At 42.3% G+C, this 19,005-nt stretch carries 15 protein-coding genes and 1 pseudogene; all 16 read left to right on the top strand.

What is annotated here, in order from left to right:
• The first annotated feature begins 435 nt into the window (after nucleotides 1–435).
• The 16 genes and pseudogenes from aceB (at nucleotide 436) to nrdR (ending at nucleotide 18,979) form a co-directional block, all read left to right on the top strand.
• Nucleotides 436–2,028, top strand: a complete 1,593-nt coding sequence (gene aceB, locus BQ4305_RS07410; RefSeq protein ID WP_110927199.1) for a malate synthase A — start codon at nucleotides 436–438, stop codon at nucleotides 2,026–2,028.
• A gap of 35 nt (nucleotides 2,029–2,063) precedes the next feature.
• Entirely contained in the window at nucleotides 2,064–3,347 is a 1,284-nt protein-coding gene (gene aceA, locus BQ4305_RS07405; protein WP_110927198.1) for an isocitrate lyase, read from the top strand.
• Nucleotides 3,348–3,613: 266 nt separating this feature from the next.
• Nucleotides 3,614–3,957 (top strand): annotated as a pseudogene (locus tag BQ4305_RS07400) (transposase); the annotation flags it as partial.
• A 123-nt stretch (nucleotides 3,958–4,080) separates the two neighbouring features.
• Nucleotides 4,081–4,332 (top strand): hypothetical protein, encoded by a 252-nt coding sequence (locus BQ4305_RS07395; RefSeq protein ID WP_199880606.1) that lies wholly within the window; start codon nucleotides 4,081–4,083, stop codon nucleotides 4,330–4,332.
• 45 nt (nucleotides 4,333–4,377) lie between these two features.
• Nucleotides 4,378–4,836 (top strand): DUF441 domain-containing protein, encoded by a 459-nt coding sequence (locus BQ4305_RS07390; protein WP_110927196.1) that lies wholly within the window; start codon nucleotides 4,378–4,380, stop codon nucleotides 4,834–4,836.
• 575 nt (nucleotides 4,837–5,411) lie between these two features.
• Nucleotides 5,412–6,527 carry a citrate synthase gene (gene citZ / locus BQ4305_RS07385; protein ID WP_110927195.1) on the top strand — a complete coding sequence of 372 codons (1,116 nt, stop codon included), beginning with the start codon at nucleotides 5,412–5,414 and terminating at the stop codon, nucleotides 6,525–6,527.
• 130 nt (nucleotides 6,528–6,657) lie between these two features.
• On the top strand, nucleotides 6,658–7,926 hold the full coding sequence (gene icd, locus BQ4305_RS07380) for an NADP-dependent isocitrate dehydrogenase (protein WP_110927194.1): 1,269 nt from the start codon (nucleotides 6,658–6,660) through the stop codon (nucleotides 7,924–7,926).
• A 577-nt stretch (nucleotides 7,927–8,503) separates the two neighbouring features.
• Nucleotides 8,504–9,217: a response regulator transcription factor gene (locus BQ4305_RS07370; RefSeq protein ID WP_110927192.1), complete on the top strand. Its 714-nt coding sequence runs from the start codon at nucleotides 8,504–8,506 to the stop codon at nucleotides 9,215–9,217.
• Entirely contained in the window at nucleotides 9,217–10,992 is a 1,776-nt protein-coding gene (gene pnpS / locus BQ4305_RS07365; protein WP_110927191.1) for a two-component system histidine kinase PnpS, read from the top strand. Before BQ4305_RS07370 ends, pnpS begins: the two co-directional genes overlap by 1 nt.
• Before the next feature lie 153 nt (nucleotides 10,993–11,145).
• On the top strand, nucleotides 11,146–13,779 hold the full coding sequence (gene polA / locus BQ4305_RS07360) for a DNA polymerase I (protein ID WP_199880605.1): 2,634 nt from the start codon (nucleotides 11,146–11,148) through the stop codon (nucleotides 13,777–13,779).
• A gap of 19 nt (nucleotides 13,780–13,798) precedes the next feature.
• Nucleotides 13,799–14,632 (top strand): DNA-formamidopyrimidine glycosylase, encoded by an 834-nt coding sequence (gene mutM / locus BQ4305_RS07355; RefSeq protein WP_110927190.1) that lies wholly within the window; start codon nucleotides 13,799–13,801, stop codon nucleotides 14,630–14,632.
• Nucleotides 14,633–14,697: 65 nt separating this feature from the next.
• The gene (ytaF, locus tag BQ4305_RS07350) at nucleotides 14,698–15,414 is read left to right on the top strand and encodes a sporulation membrane protein YtaF (RefSeq protein ID WP_267888092.1); all 717 of its coding nucleotides are present in this window, start codon (nucleotides 14,698–14,700) and stop codon (nucleotides 15,412–15,414) included.
• 24 nt (nucleotides 15,415–15,438) lie between these two features.
• Nucleotides 15,439–16,038, top strand: coding sequence for a dephospho-CoA kinase (coaE, locus tag BQ4305_RS07345; protein WP_110927189.1), 600 nt, complete (start codon nucleotides 15,439–15,441; stop codon nucleotides 16,036–16,038).
• Between the two features lie 171 nt (nucleotides 16,039–16,209).
• Nucleotides 16,210–17,244, top strand: a complete 1,035-nt coding sequence (locus BQ4305_RS07340) for a glyceraldehyde-3-phosphate dehydrogenase (protein WP_110927188.1) — start codon at nucleotides 16,210–16,212, stop codon at nucleotides 17,242–17,244.
• Nucleotides 17,245–17,982: 738 nt separating this feature from the next.
• On the top strand, nucleotides 17,983–18,363 hold the full coding sequence (gene speD / locus BQ4305_RS07330; protein WP_110927186.1) for an adenosylmethionine decarboxylase: 381 nt from the start codon (nucleotides 17,983–17,985) through the stop codon (nucleotides 18,361–18,363).
• A gap of 154 nt (nucleotides 18,364–18,517) precedes the next feature.
• A complete protein-coding gene (gene nrdR, locus BQ4305_RS07325) occupies nucleotides 18,518–18,979 on the top strand; it encodes a transcriptional regulator NrdR (RefSeq protein ID WP_110927185.1) in 462 nt (153 codons plus the stop codon).
• Nucleotides 18,980–19,005 lie beyond the last annotated feature (26 nt).

Genomic DNA, 19,005 nt, shown 5'->3' with positions numbered 1-19,005 from the left:
TCCTCCTTGATGGAGACGAAGAATACTGTATATGACCGCACCAACTCTGCATCTTCTGAGAATCTTGCTAATATCCGCCATTTGTAAAGGTCCGGTTTGTCTCGGGCCTTTTTTTGTCGTACCGATTTAAAAGTTTCGTGTAAACATGACAAAGAGAGGAATGGAAGACCAGCAGCCAACAGGAAAAGACTCTTTCAAAGTCCATATCGCAATCTGTATTATAACATTTTTTTAAAAAATATCTTTTATATAACAATGAAAAACCTTGATATATCAGGGTTCTTTAGCCTTCTTTTTTAAATGCTTTCAAAAAATATGGAAAAATTCAGAAAAAAATAGTGACAAACTTTAACAGTGTGTTATATAATACAAACAGGAAATGAAACAACTGTATTATAACATGATAAAAAGCCTGAAGGGATGTGAAGCAGCAACATGATTACAGAAGCAAAAGGATTAGAAGTAAGCGGGGAAATGCAGCCGGGTTTTGAAGAAATACTTAGTCCCGAAGCTCTCCAATTTATCGAAAAGCTGGAAAGGAACTTCGGTGAAAGACGCAAAGGACTTTTAGAAAGACGAAAGGAAATTCAAGAGGAAATCAATAATGGCAAGAAGCCCGATTTTCTTGAGGAAACCAAACATATCAGAGAGGGAGCTTGGACCATCGGCCCTCTGCCGGCAGATCTTCAAGACCGAAGAGTAGAAATCACAGGCCCGGTCGACCGCAAAATGATCATAAATGCGCTGAATTCTGGTGCATGCCTCTTCATGGCGGATTTTGAAGATGCCAATTCCCCAAGGTGGACAAATTGTGTAGAAGGACAAATCAATCTGCGTGATGCAATCCGGGGAACAATATCATTTGAAAACCCTAATGGGAAAACATATAAATTAAATGAAAAAACAGCAGTATTGAAAGTCAGACCGCGCGGCTGGCATCTGGAGGAAAAACATGTGCTGCTCGACGGCCAGACGATTTCGGCAAGCCTGTTCGATTTTGGACTGTATTTCTTCCATAATGCGAAAACTTTGATTGAAAAGGGAAGCGGCCCTTATTTCTACCTTCCGAAGATGGAAAGCCACTTGGAAGCAAAGCTTTGGAATGATGTGTTTGTTTATGCACAGGATGATTTAGGAATTCCGCAGGGAACTATCAAAGCCACGGTACTAATTGAAACGATTCTGGCAGCCTTTGAAATGGATGAAATCTTATATGAGCTTAAGGAACATTCAGCAGGCCTTAACTGCGGAAGATGGGACTATATCTTCAGCTTCCTAAAGAAATTCCGCAATCATGAAGATGTAATCTTGCCTGACCGTTCACAGGTTACAATGACAGTCCCAAACATGAGAGCGTATTCATTGCTTGCCATCAAAACCTGCCATCGGCGGAACGCACCGGCAATCGGCGGAATGGCGGCCCAAATACCGGTAAAAAATAATGCAGCCAAGAATGATGAAGCATTTGCAAAGGTTCGGGCGGATAAGGAGCGGGAAGCAAGAGACGGCCATGATGGAACATGGGTGGCCCATCCCGGAATGGTCAGCACAGCCAAAGAAGTATTTGACCTTCTTGTTCAAAAACCAAATCAGATTTACCGCAAGCGAGAGGATGTCGATGTAAGGGCGGAGCAGCTTCTGGAAGTGCCAGAGGGCACCATTACCGAAGAGGGTCTTCGGACAAATATCAATGTAGGCATTCAATATATCGCATCCTGGCTGAGCGGAAGAGGGGCAGCGCCTATTAATAATTTGATGGAGGATGCTGCGACAGCTGAAATCTCACGGGCGCAAGTATGGCAATGGATTCGCCATCCAAAAGGGATTTTGGAAGATGGCAGAAAAGTAACGGTTGAATTATTCCAATCGATTCAAAAAGAAGAAATGGAAAAAATCAGGAATCAATTTGGCAAAGAAGTGTTTAATTCCGGTAAATTTACAGAAGCGGCCGACCTTTTTGAAGAATTAATTCTGCAGGATGAATTCGCGGATTTCTTAACAAATCCAGCCTATGAAAAATTATCATAATATTCAGTCTAAAATAATATTAGGAGGAATGTAACATGACAAATGAAAGAGTGCAGCAATTACAGAAAAGCTGGGAAACAGATGAAAGATGGATGGGAGTTACACGGCCGTATTCAGCAGAAGAAGTCATCAAATTAAGAGGTTCCGTCGATATCGAGCAAACTCTTGCCCGCCGGGGAGCCGAGAAGTTATGGAATCTGCTTCATACAGAAGATTACATTAACGCACTTGGAGCACTTACGGGAAACCAGGCCATGCAGCAAGTAAAGGCCGGATTGAAAGCGATTTATTTAAGCGGCTGGCAGGTTGCGGCTGACGCTAATATTGCCGGACAGATGTACCCAGATCAAAGTCTGTACCCGGCAAACTCTGTACCGCAGGTTGTAAAGCGCATTAATCAAACTCTGCAGCGTGCAGATCAAATCTCTTATTCTGAAGGGAAAACAGATATCGACTGGTTTGCTCCAATCGTGGCCGATGCAGAGGCTGGATTTGGCGGAGCACTGAATGTCTTTGAATTGATGAAGTCCATGATTGAGGCTGGCGCAGCAGGTGTGCACTTTGAGGATCAGCTTTCTTCAGAGAAAAAATGCGGACACTTAGGAGGAAAGGTTCTCCTTCCGACGCAGACAGCTGTGCGCAATCTGGTTTCTGCCAGGCTTGCTGCAGATGTCATGGGAACGCCAACCATTCTGATTGCCCGTACGGATGCAGATGCGGCTGACTTAATTACGGATGATATTGATCCGGCTGATGCTCCGTTCATTACAGGGGAGCGTACAGCGGAAGGATTCTATAGAACGAAGGCAGGACTGGATCAGGCAATTGCACGAGGACTTGCCTATGCCCCATATGCTGATTTGATCTGGTGTGAAACTTCAGAGCCAAACCTTGAAGATGCCCGCCGTTTTGCAGAAGCGATCCATGCGGAATTTCCTGGAAAATTACTTGCCTACAATTGCTCGCCTTCATTCAACTGGAAAGCGAAATTAAGTGACGAAGAAATTGAGAATTATCAAATTGAACTTGGCAAGCTGGGATACAAGTTCCAATTCGTTACATTGGCTGGTTTCCATTCCTTAAATCACAGCATGTTTAACCTTGCTCTTGGTTATAAGGAGCGCGGTATGGCTGCTTATTCAGAGCTTCAGCAAGCTGAATTCAGCAGTGAAAAAGACGGCTATTCTGCAACGCGCCATCAACGGGAAGTCGGTACAGGGTACTTTGATGAAGTGGCACAGGTTGTATCGGGAGGCACTTCTTCTACAACAGCTCTTGCAGGGTCAACGGAAACGGCACAATTTGAAACGTCAAAATAATGATTAGGCCGCCCTTATTCAGGGCGGTTCTGACTGCAGACAAACTCGAAATTTCGAGTTTGCCTGCAGTCTTTTTTCTTTTAAAATAGAAGTAATAGCTTTTGAAATAGAGTTAGTTGACTTTCGTTTCGGCGGACGCTTTCCGCGGGCGTGGCCCAATCCTCCTCGTCGCTTTGCTCCTGCGGGGTATCGGCCTTCACGCTTTTCCCGCACGAGCAGCCGCCTGCACTATAATCAACTCCTTTCTAAATAAATGTCTGAGGTGAATGGATAGGATGCCGAAAAATCAAATAAGTGACGTGATCAAATGGAAATGATTACAATAGAGCAACTTGTACCACAGGATCCTGGTCAGAAAGCATGAATCAGCGATTGATTTTTCTTTCATCTATCCACTAGTTGAATCACTGTTTTCAACACCAGGCCGACCTAGTGTTGATCCAGTCGTATTCATTAAAATGACATTTGTTCAATATGTATTTGGAATTCGTTCTATGCGTCAGATAATAAGAGAAATTGAAACGAATATGGCGTATCGCTGGTTTTTAGGGTTTGGATTTCATTCAGAAGTACTGCACTTTTCTACCCTTCGGTAAAAATTATGAACTCATATTTGGGCACAGTATGTGGAGGAAGCAGATCATTTTCGTCATCAAAGCGATATCAAACAAATATATGCAAGTCGCAAAGAAAAGCATGGAATGCGATGGACAACCCTTCGAGGGATTAAAAATTGTCCATGCAGGCGATGCTTACTTTTGTTGACAATCTGGCCGCCCTTATGCAGGGCGGTTTCTTTATTCCTTATGAAGGGAATCAAAAAAATGGAGTGATTTATGCGGCTGCCGATATCCGGCAGCTTCTTTTTTTGGTCATCAGCAGCCAGCGGAGAGCGCCCGAAAACGGCTATCTCCAGAACACCTTTCTGCTATATACTAGAATAGCAGCGGGAAAATCAATCATTCTTCCGAAAACAGCTTCCTAAAGAAAGCTAAGAAACTATATTAATATAAAACAGAGGAGGGGAAAGATGTCAGGTCCATTTTTGTTTTTAATTATGCTTTTGGTTATTGGTTTTTTTGCTAAAAATACAGCCTTAATGATGGCCTCAGGTTTTTTGCTGATCTGTAAGGTGATTGGTCTCGATGCGAAGATATTTCCCTATCTTGAATCGAAAGGCATTAATCTCGGAGTAACCGTTATTACAATTGCTGTATTGATTCCGATCGCTACTGGGGCAATTGGTTTTAAAGAACTCGGAGATGCCTTGAAATCGCCATATGCCTGGATTGCTTTAGTATCCGGAATTGCGGTAGCGCTTATCGCAAAGAACGGCCTGGTGCTGCTTGCCAATGATCCGCATATTACGACGGCCCTTGTTTTTGGAACGATATTGGCGGTAGCCCTCTTCAAAGGAGTGGCAGTTGGTCCGCTTATTGGAGCGGGAATCGCCTATCTTTGCATGCAGCTGTTCAATTTCATAAAATAAAGGAATGGTTCGTCATTTATTATTTTTTTGAAATAAAATCAAGGCCGTAAAAGTCAGGAGATTTCCAATTTAAGAGGAAAAAGAAGGAAAACAGTCTATGCAGAGAACGAAAGACAATATGTGAATAGGTCTGTGAGTGAAAAAATAGCTAAGAAGGTTTAGATCAGGCTTATGGTAAGCCATAAGTATTTCTAATGGTATAATAATTTTTTGGGAATTTAAGTGCTTTCCATTCCCAAAAAAGTCTTTTTTGTTTATAATAATCTTGTAACTGCCCAAGATTTATTAATCTGCAGCTTGAAAAGCAATTATTATATAAGGATTGTTTTTATGACAAGATGCATATGTTGAGCAAGCGCTCGCTAGGATAAGCCTCAAACTTTGAATGTAGGGGTATATGCGCTATGAATACAAGGCCTGCTAAGACAATGCGCCTTTATTGTTAACGCTTTCAATCGAAGAGCTTTTCTTCTGCTTGAAAAATAGACATATAGTTTGGCTGGCTGCTTCTGGGACGCTTTGAATGAACGACTGAAAAGGGCATAGGGGAATATTCAGAAAAGGAGAGATTTTGTATGACAGCAACAAAAGGACTAGAAGGCGTAGTAGCAACTACTTCAGCAGTAAGTTCCATCATTGACGATACACTGACTTATGTTGGATATGACATCGATGATCTGGCTTCAAATGCATCTTTTGAGGAAGTAACCTACTTATTATGGCATGGTGCACTTCCAACAAAATCTCAATTGGAAGAGCTGACGAAGCAGCTGGCTGACAATGCAGAAATTCCTGCTGAAGTAATCAGCCATTTCAAATCTTATCCAATTGATAAAGTGCATCCAATGGGAGCCCTTCGTACAGCTATTTCTTTAATTGGCCTTTATGATGAAGAAGCTGATGTCATGGATGATCAGGCGAATTATCGCAAAGCAATCCGCATCCAGGCAAAAATCGGTACGATTGTAACTGCTTTCGCACGGATCCGAAAGGGATTAGAGCCAGTTGCTCCGCGTACAGATTTGAGCTTTGCGGCCAATTTCTTATACATGTTAAGCGGAAAAGAGCCAACTGCAATTGAAGAAGAAGCTTTTAACAAAGCATTAGTTCTGCATGCAGACCATGAATTGAATGCTTCTACTTTCACTGCACGTGTATGTGTGGCTACATTATCTGATATTTATTCTGGTGTAACATCTGCGATCAGCGCCTTAAAAGGACCTCTTCACGGCGGAGCAAACGAGCAAGTTATGAAAATGCTTACAGAAATTGGTTCTGTTGATAAAGTAGAAGATTACATCAATGAAAAACTAGCAAACAAAGAAAAAATCATGGGATTCGGCCACCGTGTTTACCGTAAAGGCGATCCGCGTGCCAAGCATTTGAAAGAAATGTCCCAAAAGTTAACTGAACTTACTGGTCAGCCTGAATATTACGAAATGTCGATTAAGATCAATGACATGGTAACAGGCCAGAAAAATCTTCCGCCAAACGTAGATTTCTATTCTGCATCTGTATACCACAGTCTTGGTATCGAGCATGATCTGTTCACGCCGATCTTCGCTGTCAGCCGTACATCTGGCTGGATTGCCCATATCCTTGAGCAATATGCGAACAATCGCTTGATTCGCCCGCGTGCAGACTATACAGGACCGGGAATGCAAAAATACGTACCGATTGAAAATAGATAATTTTTTAAATATTTTATTTAAATTTTCGGTCGATATGTAGTAAATTAATAATTGTGAGTGAAAAAGGTTAGATGACAACCGATGCCGGAAAGTCACTAGCCTTTGAATTTGAATCGGAGGTATGGAAGACATGACAAAAGGTGAAAAAATCACAGTAACTAACGGCGTATTAAATGTGCCAAACAACCCAGTAGTACCTTTTATCGAAGGAGACGGAATCGGTCCTGATATCTGGGCTGCAGCTTCCCGTGTATTGGATGCAGCAGTTGAAAAAGCATACAATGGCGAAAAGAAAATCGAATGGACAGAAGTTTTGGCTGGAGAAAAGGCATTCAATAAAACAGGTGAATGGCTTCCAAAAGAAACTCTTGAAACAATTAATGAATATCTAATCGCAATCAAAGGACCTCTTACAACTCCAATTGGCGGAGGAATCCGTTCATTGAACGTAGCTTTGCGTCAAGAGCTTGACCTATTCGTATGCTTGCGTCCTGTACGTTACTTTGACGGCGTGCCTTCACCGGTTAAACGTCCAGAAGATACAGACATGGTTATCTTCCGTGAAAACACTGAAGACATCTATGCAGGTATTGAATATGCTAAAGGTTCAGATGACGTGAAAAAATTGATCTCTTTCTTGCAAAATGAATTCGGCGTTAACAAAATCCGTTTCCCTGAAACTTCTGGAATCGGCATCAAGCCAGTATCTGAAGAAGGTACAAAACGTCTTGTCCGCGCTGCAATCAACTATGCAATCAAAGAAGGACGCAAATCTGTAACATTAGTTCACAAAGGAAACATCATGAAATTCACAGAAGGCGCATTCAAGAACTGGGGCTATGAAGTGGCTGAAACTGAATTCGCTGACCAAGTATTCACTTGGAACCAATATGATAAAATCAAAGAAGCTGAAGGCACTGAAGCTGCTAATAAAGCACAATCTGCTGCTGAAGCGGAAGGTAAAATCATCATTAAAGATTCTATTGCTGATATCTTCTTACAGCAAATCCTTACTCGTCCAAAAGAGTTCGATGTTGTTGCAACAATGAACTTGAATGGAGACTACATTTCTGATGCACTTGCTGCACAGGTTGGCGGTATCGGTATCGCTCCGGGAGCAAACATCAACTATGAAACTGGACATGCTATTTTCGAAGCTACTCACGGTACAGCTCCTAAATATGCTGGACAAGATAAAGTGAACCCTTCTTCTGTTCTTCTTTCAGGCGTTCTTTTACTTGAACACCTTGGATGGACTGAAGCAGCGCAAAGCATTACAGCTTCTGTAGAGAAAACAATCGCTTCTAAAGTCGTTACATATGACTTTGCCCGTCTAATGGATGGCGCAACAGAAGTAAAATGCTCTGAGTTTGCAGACGAGCTAATCAAAAATCTATAATTTTTAACGATATTCCAAGGAAAGGAAGCTTGCATATGTGAGCTTCCTTTCCTTTTTTTATACTTAATGGGATGGGCAGCTCCGTTTCAAGGCGCATGTTCTCGTTATTTTCACTGCGTGAATACGCACGTCCTAAACGCAGAATGAACCAAAAAAAATTGGTAAAACTAATCAAAATCATGAAAATCGTGACGCGGGATGTTCTGAAGTATCTCTCCCGTCTTCCATAATCAAATTATCATAATGCCTTAATGAGAAGGGGATATACATGGCTTGCGCCTGGATATGAATTTTTTTATAAAGGCCTTTTAAGTAACGGTTTGAAAGACATTCGCTTGGCTCATCATCTGGTGCCGTTTTCTTGCAAGCGAAGCGGTTTGACACAGTAAGTTTCGAATCTTTGCAGGGGATTGTCAAGTTACGAATGATTTGATAATAAAAACTCTTTCTATTTGTAAAGGCAATGTTAAGAGATTATAGATTATTCGTTAAGATTTTACTATGGGATTTATAATTCATTATAATAAAGGAAGTAACAGCTATCTTATCTAGTTATACTCAAGCTCAGGAGGACAATATGCCAAAAAAAATAATGGTAGTGGATGATGAAGAATCAATTGTTACTTTGCTTCAATACAATTTAGAGCAGGCGGGATATGAAGTGATCACGGCTTTTGACGGTGAAGAGGCATTGCAGCTCGCTGTAAAGGAAAACCCTGATTTCATCGTACTGGATCTTATGCTTCCCAAACTGGATGGATTGGAAGTGTGCAAGGAACTCCGGCTTCAGAAAATGAATGTGCCCATTTTAATGTTAACAGCCAAAGACGATGAATTTGATAAAGTCTTGGGACTTGAATTAGGAGCAGATGATTATTTGACGAAACCATTCAGTCCGAGAGAAGTTGTTGCCAGGATTAAGGCGATTTTGCGCCGTACTAAAAGTCAGGATTACCAAGACAGCCACAATTCTGAAGAAGAGGAAGTATATCGTTATGGCAATCTAAGTATCTATACAGAACGCTATGAAGCTTTTTTGGATAAGACTCTTTTGGAGCTTACCCCTAAGGAATTTGAATTGCTGGTCTACTTGGCCAGACATAAAGGGAAAGTGCTGACTAGAGATCAGCTGCTGAGTGCAGTATGGAATTATGATTTTGCGGGAGATACTCGGATTGTCGATGTTCACATCAGTCATTTGCGCGATAAGATTGAGCAGGATACCAGGAAACCGGCTTATATTAAAACCATTAGGGGACTGGGATATAAAATGGAGGAGCCGGTCACGTAATGATGTTCTTTCGAAGAAAATATATTCTTGCACTGGCAGCCCTGGTCATTGTCGTGCTTGTGGCGGCAGGGCTATCATTAGGCCAGTTGTTTAAGGAAACCTTTTTTCATACATATAATGAGCGAATTGAGAAAGAAACGGCATTTATCTCGAAATATATCGAAGAATCCGGAGGAATCGGCGGTTTTTTAGAACAGCAAAAGGAGCAGAAGCTTCTTCCTTTAATTGATTCCGATTTGACGATTCTGTCCGCAGACGGTGACATTCTATTTGAATACAGTAATGGAAAATCAAAGGGGCAGGTGCTTGATCCTGCGATTCAGCGGATAATTACGGAAGAAAAGGGAGAACATGCTGCAGGAACAGAGTCGGTTAAAGATGAGCGCCAATATTTTTGGAAAGCTCTCAAAAAGGATGGACAGATCGAAGGGTATGCGGTACAAAGCAATGATATTGCCGGCTATGAAACGCTTGTGAAAAAAATGTGGAAGATTCTGTTCCTGATTCTAGGTCTGGTATTTTTTATTCTTCTCTTTATCGGAAGCAGAATCGCTTCAAGCTATGCGAAGCCAATCAAAACAGCATCAGAGACAGCTGATGAACTGGCAAAAGGGAACTACCGTGTCAGGGCCAGAGGAGGAAAATATCCGAGTGAAATCGGGGTGCTGCTCCATTCATTGAATACACTGGCCCGGAATCTGGCTAAGACAGACCGGGAAAGGGAAACCAATCAAGATCAGCTGCTGACGATGATTGAAAACATAGGAAGCGGTGTGATGCTCATCGATCCGAAAAGTGAAATTACACTCATTAATCGTGAGTACCGGAAGCTCTTTTCTATCAAGCCGGAGAACTTTGTTAACAAAGCCTACTATGATGTCATTAAGCAGAAAGAAGTTATCTCCATCATTGAAGAAATTTTCATGACAGAAAAAAGCATCAAACGGCAAGTGGAGATTCCTGTTCATCTGGATACAAAGCATTATGAGATTTATGGAGCTCCGATTATCGGAACGTATGATGACTGGAAAGGAATTATCCTTATTTTCCATGATATTACCGAACTGAAAAAATTGGAGCAGGTTCGTAAAGACTTTGTGGCGAATGTATCCCATGAACTAAAAACACCGGTTACGTCCATCAAAGGATTCTCGGAAACGCTTTTGGACGGTGCGATTCATGATGAAGCATCAGCACGTCACTTTCTATCAATTATTCTAAAGGAAACAGACCGATTGCAGAGATTGATTCAGGACTTACTGAATTTATCCAAGATGGAACAGCATGAGTTTACACTCAAAGTCTCGGAAGTGGATATTTTAGAGATTTTAGATGATGTTCAAACCATGCTCAGTAAAAAAGCGGAAGAGAAAGAAATTACGCTTACGTTGGATGCACCGGATGAGCTGCCGATTATCGAGGGGGATGCTGAAAGGATTAAGCAAATCTTCCTGAATCTTATTACGAATGGGCTGACCTATACGCCCAAACATGGACAGGTTACAATCCGGGTAAGAGAAATCGCGAAATGCATCCAGGTAGAAGTAGAGGATAACGGACCGGGAATCGAGGAGTCGAAACTTCCAAGAATCTTCGAACGGTTTTATAGGATTGACAAAGCAAGAAGCAGGGATTCGGGAGGGACAGGACTGGGTCTGTCGATTGTAAAACATATTGTGGAAGTGCATAATGGAGATATTTCAGTCAGGAGCCGTGTCGGTGAAGGGACAGTTTTTACAGTCAAACTTCCAAAGCGGCATACAGGCAGCAAATAAAGATTACCTTATACTATGGAAGAAATCGGGCAAAGAGCCGGTCATTTTTCTTTCTTTTGTTTTACATGTTAAAATGAAAGAAGAAATGATCGGCTTTTTTATGTGTATGATGCTTGGACACAACAAGCATTTTTTGATAGGAGGATTTTTATTTTGACAAAAAAATTAGTGCTAATAGATGGAAACAGTATCGCATATCGGGCTTTCTTTGCGCTGCCGCTTTTAAATAATGATAAAGGGATCCATACAAACTCTGTGTATGGCTTCACGATGATGCTGAATCGAATTTTAGAGGAAGAAAAGCCGACACATATGCTTGTCGCTTTTGATGCAGGAAAAACAACATTCAGGCACTCTGAATACAAGGAATATAAGGGTGGACGGCAGAAGACTCCGCCTGAGTTATCAGAGCAATTTCCTTTTATAAGAGAGCTGCTCGATTGTTTCCAAATTAAAAGATATGAATTGGAAAATTATGAGGCGGATGACATTATTGGAACTCTTTCCCTTCAAGCCGAGCAACAAGGATTTGAAGTGAAAATCATTTCCGGGGATAAAGACTTAACTCAGCTTTCATCATCGAAGACAACAGTTTCGATCACGAAGAAAGGAATCACCGACATTGAGGAATATACGCCAGAGCATATTCGTAAAAAATATGGCCTGGAGCCAGCACAAATTGTGGATTTGAAAGGGCTGATGGGGGATGCTTCTGATAATATTCCAGGCATTCCGGGTGTAGGGGAAAAAACGGCGCTTAAGCTTCTCCATCAATTTGAGACTGTCGAGAACCTGATCAGCTCTAAAGAAGAAATCAGCGGTCAAAAGTTAAAAGAAAAAGTGGAAAACAATCAGGATTTAGCTGTATTAAGCAAGAAATTAGCGACAATCACAAGGCAGGCTCCGCTGGAAGTAACAGTGGAAGAAACGGAATATACAGGCATGGATCCGGAGAAAGTTTCCGGTTTTTATAAAGAGCTGGGCTTCCAGTCTCTTCTTGACAAGCTGGATGGGGCTGCTGCAAGTGATCAGCCAGAACAGGAAGAAATAGAGGTTCAAGTCGTTACAGAGATCACAGAGGACCACTTTGCCGACGAAAATGGCGTATATGTGGAAATCCTAGAGGATAACTACCACCATTCCCCTATCATAGGCATTGCAGTCAGCAATGAAAACGGCCATTTTTTCTTTACAGAGCAAACGGCTTCAGCTTCTGAAACATTCAAAAACTGGGCAGAGGATGAAACAAAGAAAAAAACGGTCTACGATGCCAAACGGACCATTGTGTCTCTCAGACACCGGGGAATATGGATGAAAGGCATTGATTTTGATCTCTTTCTTGCTTCCTATATATTGGATCCATCCGTTTCAGCTGAAGATATTGCTGCCATATCGAAAGGGCAGAAAGGAAAAGCCACCCTTGTAAGTGATGAGGCTTTTTTCGGAAAAGGGGCAAAACGGAGAATTCCGGAAGAACAGGAACTGAGCATTCATATTGCGAGAAAAGCGAAAGAGCTTTTGGAACTGAAAGGGATCATCACGGACAGGCTTACAGAGCATGAACAATATGATTTATTAGAAAATCTCGAGCTTCCGCTTGCGCTCATCCTTGCTGATATGGAATGGCAGGGGATTAAAGTCGATATCGAACGCCTGAAAAAGATGGGCCAGGAGCTTCAGCAGCGTCTGCATGCTATTGAAGGAAGAATATTTAGCCTGGCAGGAGAGGCTTTCAACATCAATTCACCGAAACAGCTTGGCGTCATTTTATTTGAAAAGCTGCAGCTGCCTGTCATGAAGAAAACGAAGACCGGGTATTCGACATCGGCAGACGTGCTGGAAAAGCTGGAGAGTCAGCATGAAATCGTTCATGAAATTCTCCTGTACCGTCAGCTCGGAAAACTGCAGTCAACTTATATCGAAGGCTTGCTGAAGGTGGCGGATCCGTCATCGGATAAAGTCCATACCCGTTTTAATCAGGCATTAACACAAACCGGGCGATTAAGTTCAACGGACCCTAATCTTCAAAACATTCCAATCAGGCTGGAAGAAGGGCGGAAAATCCGGCAGGCTTTTGTTCCGGAAAACAAAGACTGGCTTATTTTTGCAGCCGACTATTCGCAAATTGAGCTTCGGGTTCTGGCCCATATAGCCAATGATCAAGGATTGGTTGAAGCCTTCCGGGCGGGGATGGATATCCATACGAAAACCGCAATGGATGTCTTTCATGTGCGTGCAGAGGAAGTCACATCGAATATGCGCAGGCAGGCAAAGGCCGTTAACTTCGGAATCGTTTATGGAATCAGCGATTTCGGTCTTTCGCAAAGTTTAGGAATTACAAGGAAAGAAGCTGGGGAATTTATTGCTAAATATTTGGACAGCTTCCCAGGTGTTCAGGATTACATGGAGAGCAGTATTAAAGAAGCGAGGGAGAAAGGGTACAGCACCACGCTGCTGCACAGACGCAGGTATATCCCTGAAATCACTAGCAGAAACTTTAATATTCGCAGCTTTGCAGAGCGGACAGCCATGAATACTCCCATTCAGGGAAGCGCCGCTGATATCATTAAATTAGCAATGATTAATATGGATAAACGATTGAAAAAAGAAGGGCTTCAGGCCAAGATGCTTCTGCAGGTCCACGATGAACTGATTTTTGAAGTTCCTCCTGAAGAAGTGGAGATCATGGAGAAAATCGTTCCTGAAGAGATGGAAAATGCGATAGAGCTTGCTGTCCCGCTTAAAGTGGATTATTCTTACGGACCGACATGGTTTGATGCAAAATAAATGAAGACAGGTGAAGAAAATGCCGGAATTACCAGAGGTAGAAACAGTCAGGAGAACGCTGGAACAGCTTGTTCTCGGCAAAGAAATTGAAGAAGTAACCGTCCTGTGGCCTAAAATCATTAAAGCTCCGGAACAGCCTGAGCAGTTTCAGGATGCATTGAAGGGACAGGCGATTCGCCAGATTAAACGCAGGGGGAAATTCCTGATCTTTTTGTTGGATGATTATTCAATGGTCTCCCATTTAAGGATGGAAGGAAAATATGCGGTCTGCCCGAAGGATGAGCCGTATGACAAGCATACCCATGTTATTTTTTCCTTTACGGACGGAACTCAATTGAGATATAGAGATGTAAGGAAATTCGGCACGATGCACCTCTTTAATAAAGGGGATGAGATGAAAAGCCTGCCGCTTCTTCACTTAGGTCCGGAGCCTTTGTCTCCCGATTTCACTCCGGAATATTTAGGCGCAAGGCTGTCTAAAACGAACCGGAAAATAAAGCCGGTTCTTCTCGATCAAACGGTAGTTGTAGGCATCGGCAATATCTATGTGGATGAATCATTATTCCGCTCGGGAATCCATCCTGAACGAACGGCCTCCTCTCTGACCGAAGAGGAAGTGACCTGTCTGCACCGGGAAATTGTCGCAACCCTTGGCGAAGCAGTGGCAAAAGGAGGGAGCACCATTCGCTCCTATATTAATTCACAGGGCCAGATTGGCATGTTCCAATTAGAGCTGCTCGTTTACGGACGAAAGGGAGAGGATTGCAAAACATGCGGCACACCGCTTGAGAAACTGGTGGTTGGGGGAAGGGGCACGCATATTTGCCCGTCATGCCAGCCGCTGCTTCCATAAGAAAAACTTCATGCTAACTGGCTGTATGCAGCTCTCTTGCCGGGAATCCGGCGAGAAGAGTGCCAATGAAAAGTGCGGCACACAATGGGCGGGCTCCTGCCATATACTATCCTAGCAGTCAGGATGGATGGAAGGAGCCTAAAAAGAACATGTGGCTACAGCTTATTATTCTTGCATTTGCAGTAAGCATAGATGGTTTTGGAGTGGGAATGACCTTTGGCATGAAAAAAATGGCCATTCCGTTTAAATCAATTGTTGTCATTTCGGTCTGCTCTGCACTAAGTTTGGGGATAGCTATGCTGATCGGTGACTTCATCAGTCAGCTTATTTCAGAATCAGCTGCTGGAAAAACGGGCGGAGCCATCTTAATTCTGCTAGGTCTTTGGATGGTTTATCAGTTTTTTAAACAAGGAAAAGAAACGATAGAAGAAGAAAATCATGAAAAAATTATTTTTAACTATGAAATCAAGTCGCTTGGAGTTGTAATCAATATTCTGCAGAAACCGATGAATGCTGATTTTGATAAGTCAGGGACCATCACCGGCATTGAGGCGCTTGTTCTTGGATTCGCCCTTTCACTGGATGCCTTTGGGGCTGGAATCGGCGCCGCCATGATGGGCATCTCTCCCCTTATCTTGGGTGTATGCATTGCCGTCATGAGTTCTGTATTTATTTGGACGGGACTCCAGAGCGGTAAATTGCTTTCTAATAAAATCTGGATGCAGAAATTATCCTTTTTGCCAGGAGTCATGCTCATTTTTATAGGAATGTTCAAATTCTAATTGAATTGTTAAAAGGGGAAAATTATGCGGCAAATTATAGGAATCACCGGCGGAATCGCCAGCGGAAAAAGCAGCGTGAGCAATTATTTGAAAGAACTCGGTTTTTCGGTCATCGATGCGGATATTGCATCTCGGAAAGTGGTAGAACCGGGCGAACAGGCGTACAAGGAAATTGTCGATGCCTTTGGTAAGGAAATCGTTCAGGAGGATGGCAGTCTGGACCGCCCAAGGCTTGGGGCAATTGTCTTTACGGATGAAGAAAAAAGGCTGCTCCTTAACAGGATTGTCCATCCCCAGGTCCGAAAATGGATGAAAGAGGAGACAGAGGCAGCTTTCGAAGCAGGAGCGGAGACTGTATTTATGGATATTCCGCTTTTGTTTGAAAGCAAGCTGACGTATATGGTAGAGAAGACCATCCTTATTTATGCGGATGAAGACATTCAGCTGTCCCGTCTCATGAAGCGCAATGGATTTACAAAGGAAGAGGCTGAAGCAAGGATTCGTTCGCAAATGCCTTTGGCTGATAAAAAGAAGCTGGCAGATGAAGTGGTAAACAATAACGGAGAATTTAAAGAAACAGCAAGTCAAATTCGCGCTATTCTTGAAAAATGGAATGTATTATAAAAGAAGCGCCGTTTAGTACATACTAAACGGTGCTTTTTAGTGATTTCCGCTATTAAGCTGAAAATAAAATCACTGATTCTGCAATTTTCTTACTAATCAAACATAATATATGTTATACTAATTGCTATCAGGAACTAAAAAGTATAACATTAATCAGGGAGGTTGCGAACAATGAATGCGAGAATAGCGATTAATGGTTTTGGAAGAATAGGAAGAATGGTCTTCCGGAAAGCTATAATGGATGAAACAATAGATATTGTAGCCGTGAATGCCAGCTATCCTGCCGAAACGTTAGCCCATTTAATCAAATATGATACGATTCATGGTAAATTCGATGGCATTGTTATTCCGGAAGAAGATGCCCTTGTGGTGAACGGGCGACGTATACAGCTGTTAAATAACCGCGATCCGAAGCAACTGCCCTGGAATGAACTGAACGTAGATATTGTGGTGGAAGCAACAGGCAAATTCAACGCACGTGATAAAGCAGCTCTTCACTTGGAGGCAGGTGCAAAACGAGTTATCCTGTCCGCACCGGGAAAAGAAGAAGATGTCACGATTGTGATGGGAGTCAATGAAGACGTACTGGATATCAATGAACATTTCATCATTTCGAATGCTTCGTGCACGACAAATTGCCTTGCACCGGTTGCAAAGGTTCTGGAAGATCATTTCGGAATCGTGAATGGATTAATGACGACCGTCCATTCTTATACAAATGACCAGAATAATATAGACAACCCTCATAAAGATTTGAGACGGGCCCGTGCTGCTGCGGAAAGCATTATCCCTACGACAACAGGAGCTGCTAAAGCCCTGTCGCTTGTACTCCCTCAATTAAAAGGAAAACTGCATGGGATGGCGCTCCGCGTGCCGACACCAAATGTTTCTTTAGTGGATCTAGTAGTAGATCTGAAGCGGGAAGTCACAATCGATGAAGTAAACTGTGCATTCATTAAAGCCTCTGCAAATGAATTGAAAGGCATTTTGGAGTATACAACTGAGCCCCTCGTTTCCTGCGATTTTAAAACGAATCCTCATTCGGCCATTATTGATGGACTTTCAACAATGATGATCGGAGAAAATAAAGTGAAAGTGCTCGCTTGGTATGATAATGAATGGGGATACTCTAACCGTGTAGTCGACCTGGTCAAATTAGTAGCAGCAAAATTGGAAGCGGAAACATCGAAAGTAAAGGTCGGTTAAAAAAGCGAATCTTGATTAAAGGACGGAACCTGTTCAGACTGCAGGCAAGCTCTACTTGAGCTTGCCTGCAGCTGTTTTTGTGTTCAGCAGTTTTTTCGGATTTGCGGAAGGTAATGTCAGGGGAGGTTTTCAGCTTATATCCATTGGTTTGCATCATTCCATTTATACTTATATGAGGCAAAATATCCAGCTGGATGTGCCTGGTGATGGAAAAAGAACTCTTTCTAAAGATTCATTCGGCTTTGATAGAGGGATGAATACAGATTCCACCCGACTCAGGTTATTGATGACTTTAGACCCAATAATATATCACATCCTATTGGCAGGTCTGAATGACTTTTAAATTGCAGTTTAATAGATTTTGTCTTATTTTGGAAGTTTCTGTGCGGGCCTGTGAGGTAAAGAAAAAAGTAATCCTGACGTTCTGGGCAGATGGAAGATAAGGTGAAGAATTCTGATTCCTGCGGGGGCAATAGGTCAGGCCGTACGCCGAGGATGCAGGCGGCCTTCAGAGGAAATTCATTATTTTGCTCAATTTGCGGCAGGCAGAGATTATTAAAATCAAAATGATAAAATCTATTGCAAAAAAAAAATAAACAAAGTATACTTTGAATCGTGAACTTTACACATAAGCTCACATAATGGCTACTTAAAGGGTTAGGACCTCTTTGGACTAACTTTCCCCCGTGGTAGTTGTTACCTTTTTCATTCTTATTACATAAAGGGGGAAGATTGATTATGGAAACTATTGGCAGACATGTCATATCTGAGCTTTGGGGCTGTGACTTCGACAAATTAAATAATATGGATTTCATTGAAAAAACGTTCGTAGAGGCTGCTTTAAAATCTGGTGCAGAGGTTCGCGAAGTGGCGTTTCATAAATTTGCTCCACAAGGAGTCAGCGGAGTTGTTATCATTTCTGAATCCCATTTAACGATTCACAGTTTTCCGGAACACGGTTATGCCAGCATAGATGTATACACTTGCGGCAATTTAGATCCAAATATTGCGGCTGATTATATTGCAGAAGCTTTGAATGCCCAAACACGTGAGAATGTTGAACTTCCGCGCGGCATGGGTCCGGTTCAGGTGAAATCAAACAAAATGAATGTTTTATAAGACCTAAAGCTAATCCAGGGATGCTAATATGTGCATCCCTTTTTTGATGCTGCGGAATGGTTTTCATCTTTTGCTTGTACTGAATGCTTGTTTTTTATAAGATAAAAGGTAAGAATGAAAGATAAGCAGAAGAAAACATACGGAGCTGATGATGATGAAATGCCCGTCATGCCAATATAATGGGACGAGGGTGCTGGATTCCAGACCTGTTGATGAGAGCAGGTCGATTCGCCGGCGCAGAGAATGCGAAGTTTGCAGCTTTCGTTTCACGACTTTCGAAAAGGTGGAGGAGCTGCCGCTGATTGTTGTGAAAAAAGAAGGCACCCGGGAAGAATTTAGCCGGGACAAGATACTCCGGGGATTGATCAGGGCTTGTGAAAAAAGGCCTGTCGCTCTTAAAGAACTGGAGGACATCACCAACTATGTTGAAAAGGAATTGCGGAACAGAGGCATTTCTGAAGTCAAAAGTGACGACATCGGCGAAATGGTGATGGATAAGCTTGCTGAGGTAGATGAAGTAGCCTATGTGCGCTTTGCCTCGGTCTATAGACAATTCAAGGATATTAATGTATTCATTGAAGAATTGAAGGACTTAATAGATAAAGAAAGAAAGTAGAGCTGAAGCAGTACACTTTAGCTCTT

The sequence above is a fragment of the Bacillus massiliglaciei genome, assembly GCF_900098925.1.
Lineage (GTDB): Bacteria > Bacillota > Bacilli > Bacillales > DSM-1321 > Peribacillus > Peribacillus massiliglaciei.
The sequence above is the reverse complement of the archived record's forward strand: the minus strand, read 5'-3'. Positions and strand labels throughout refer to the sequence as shown.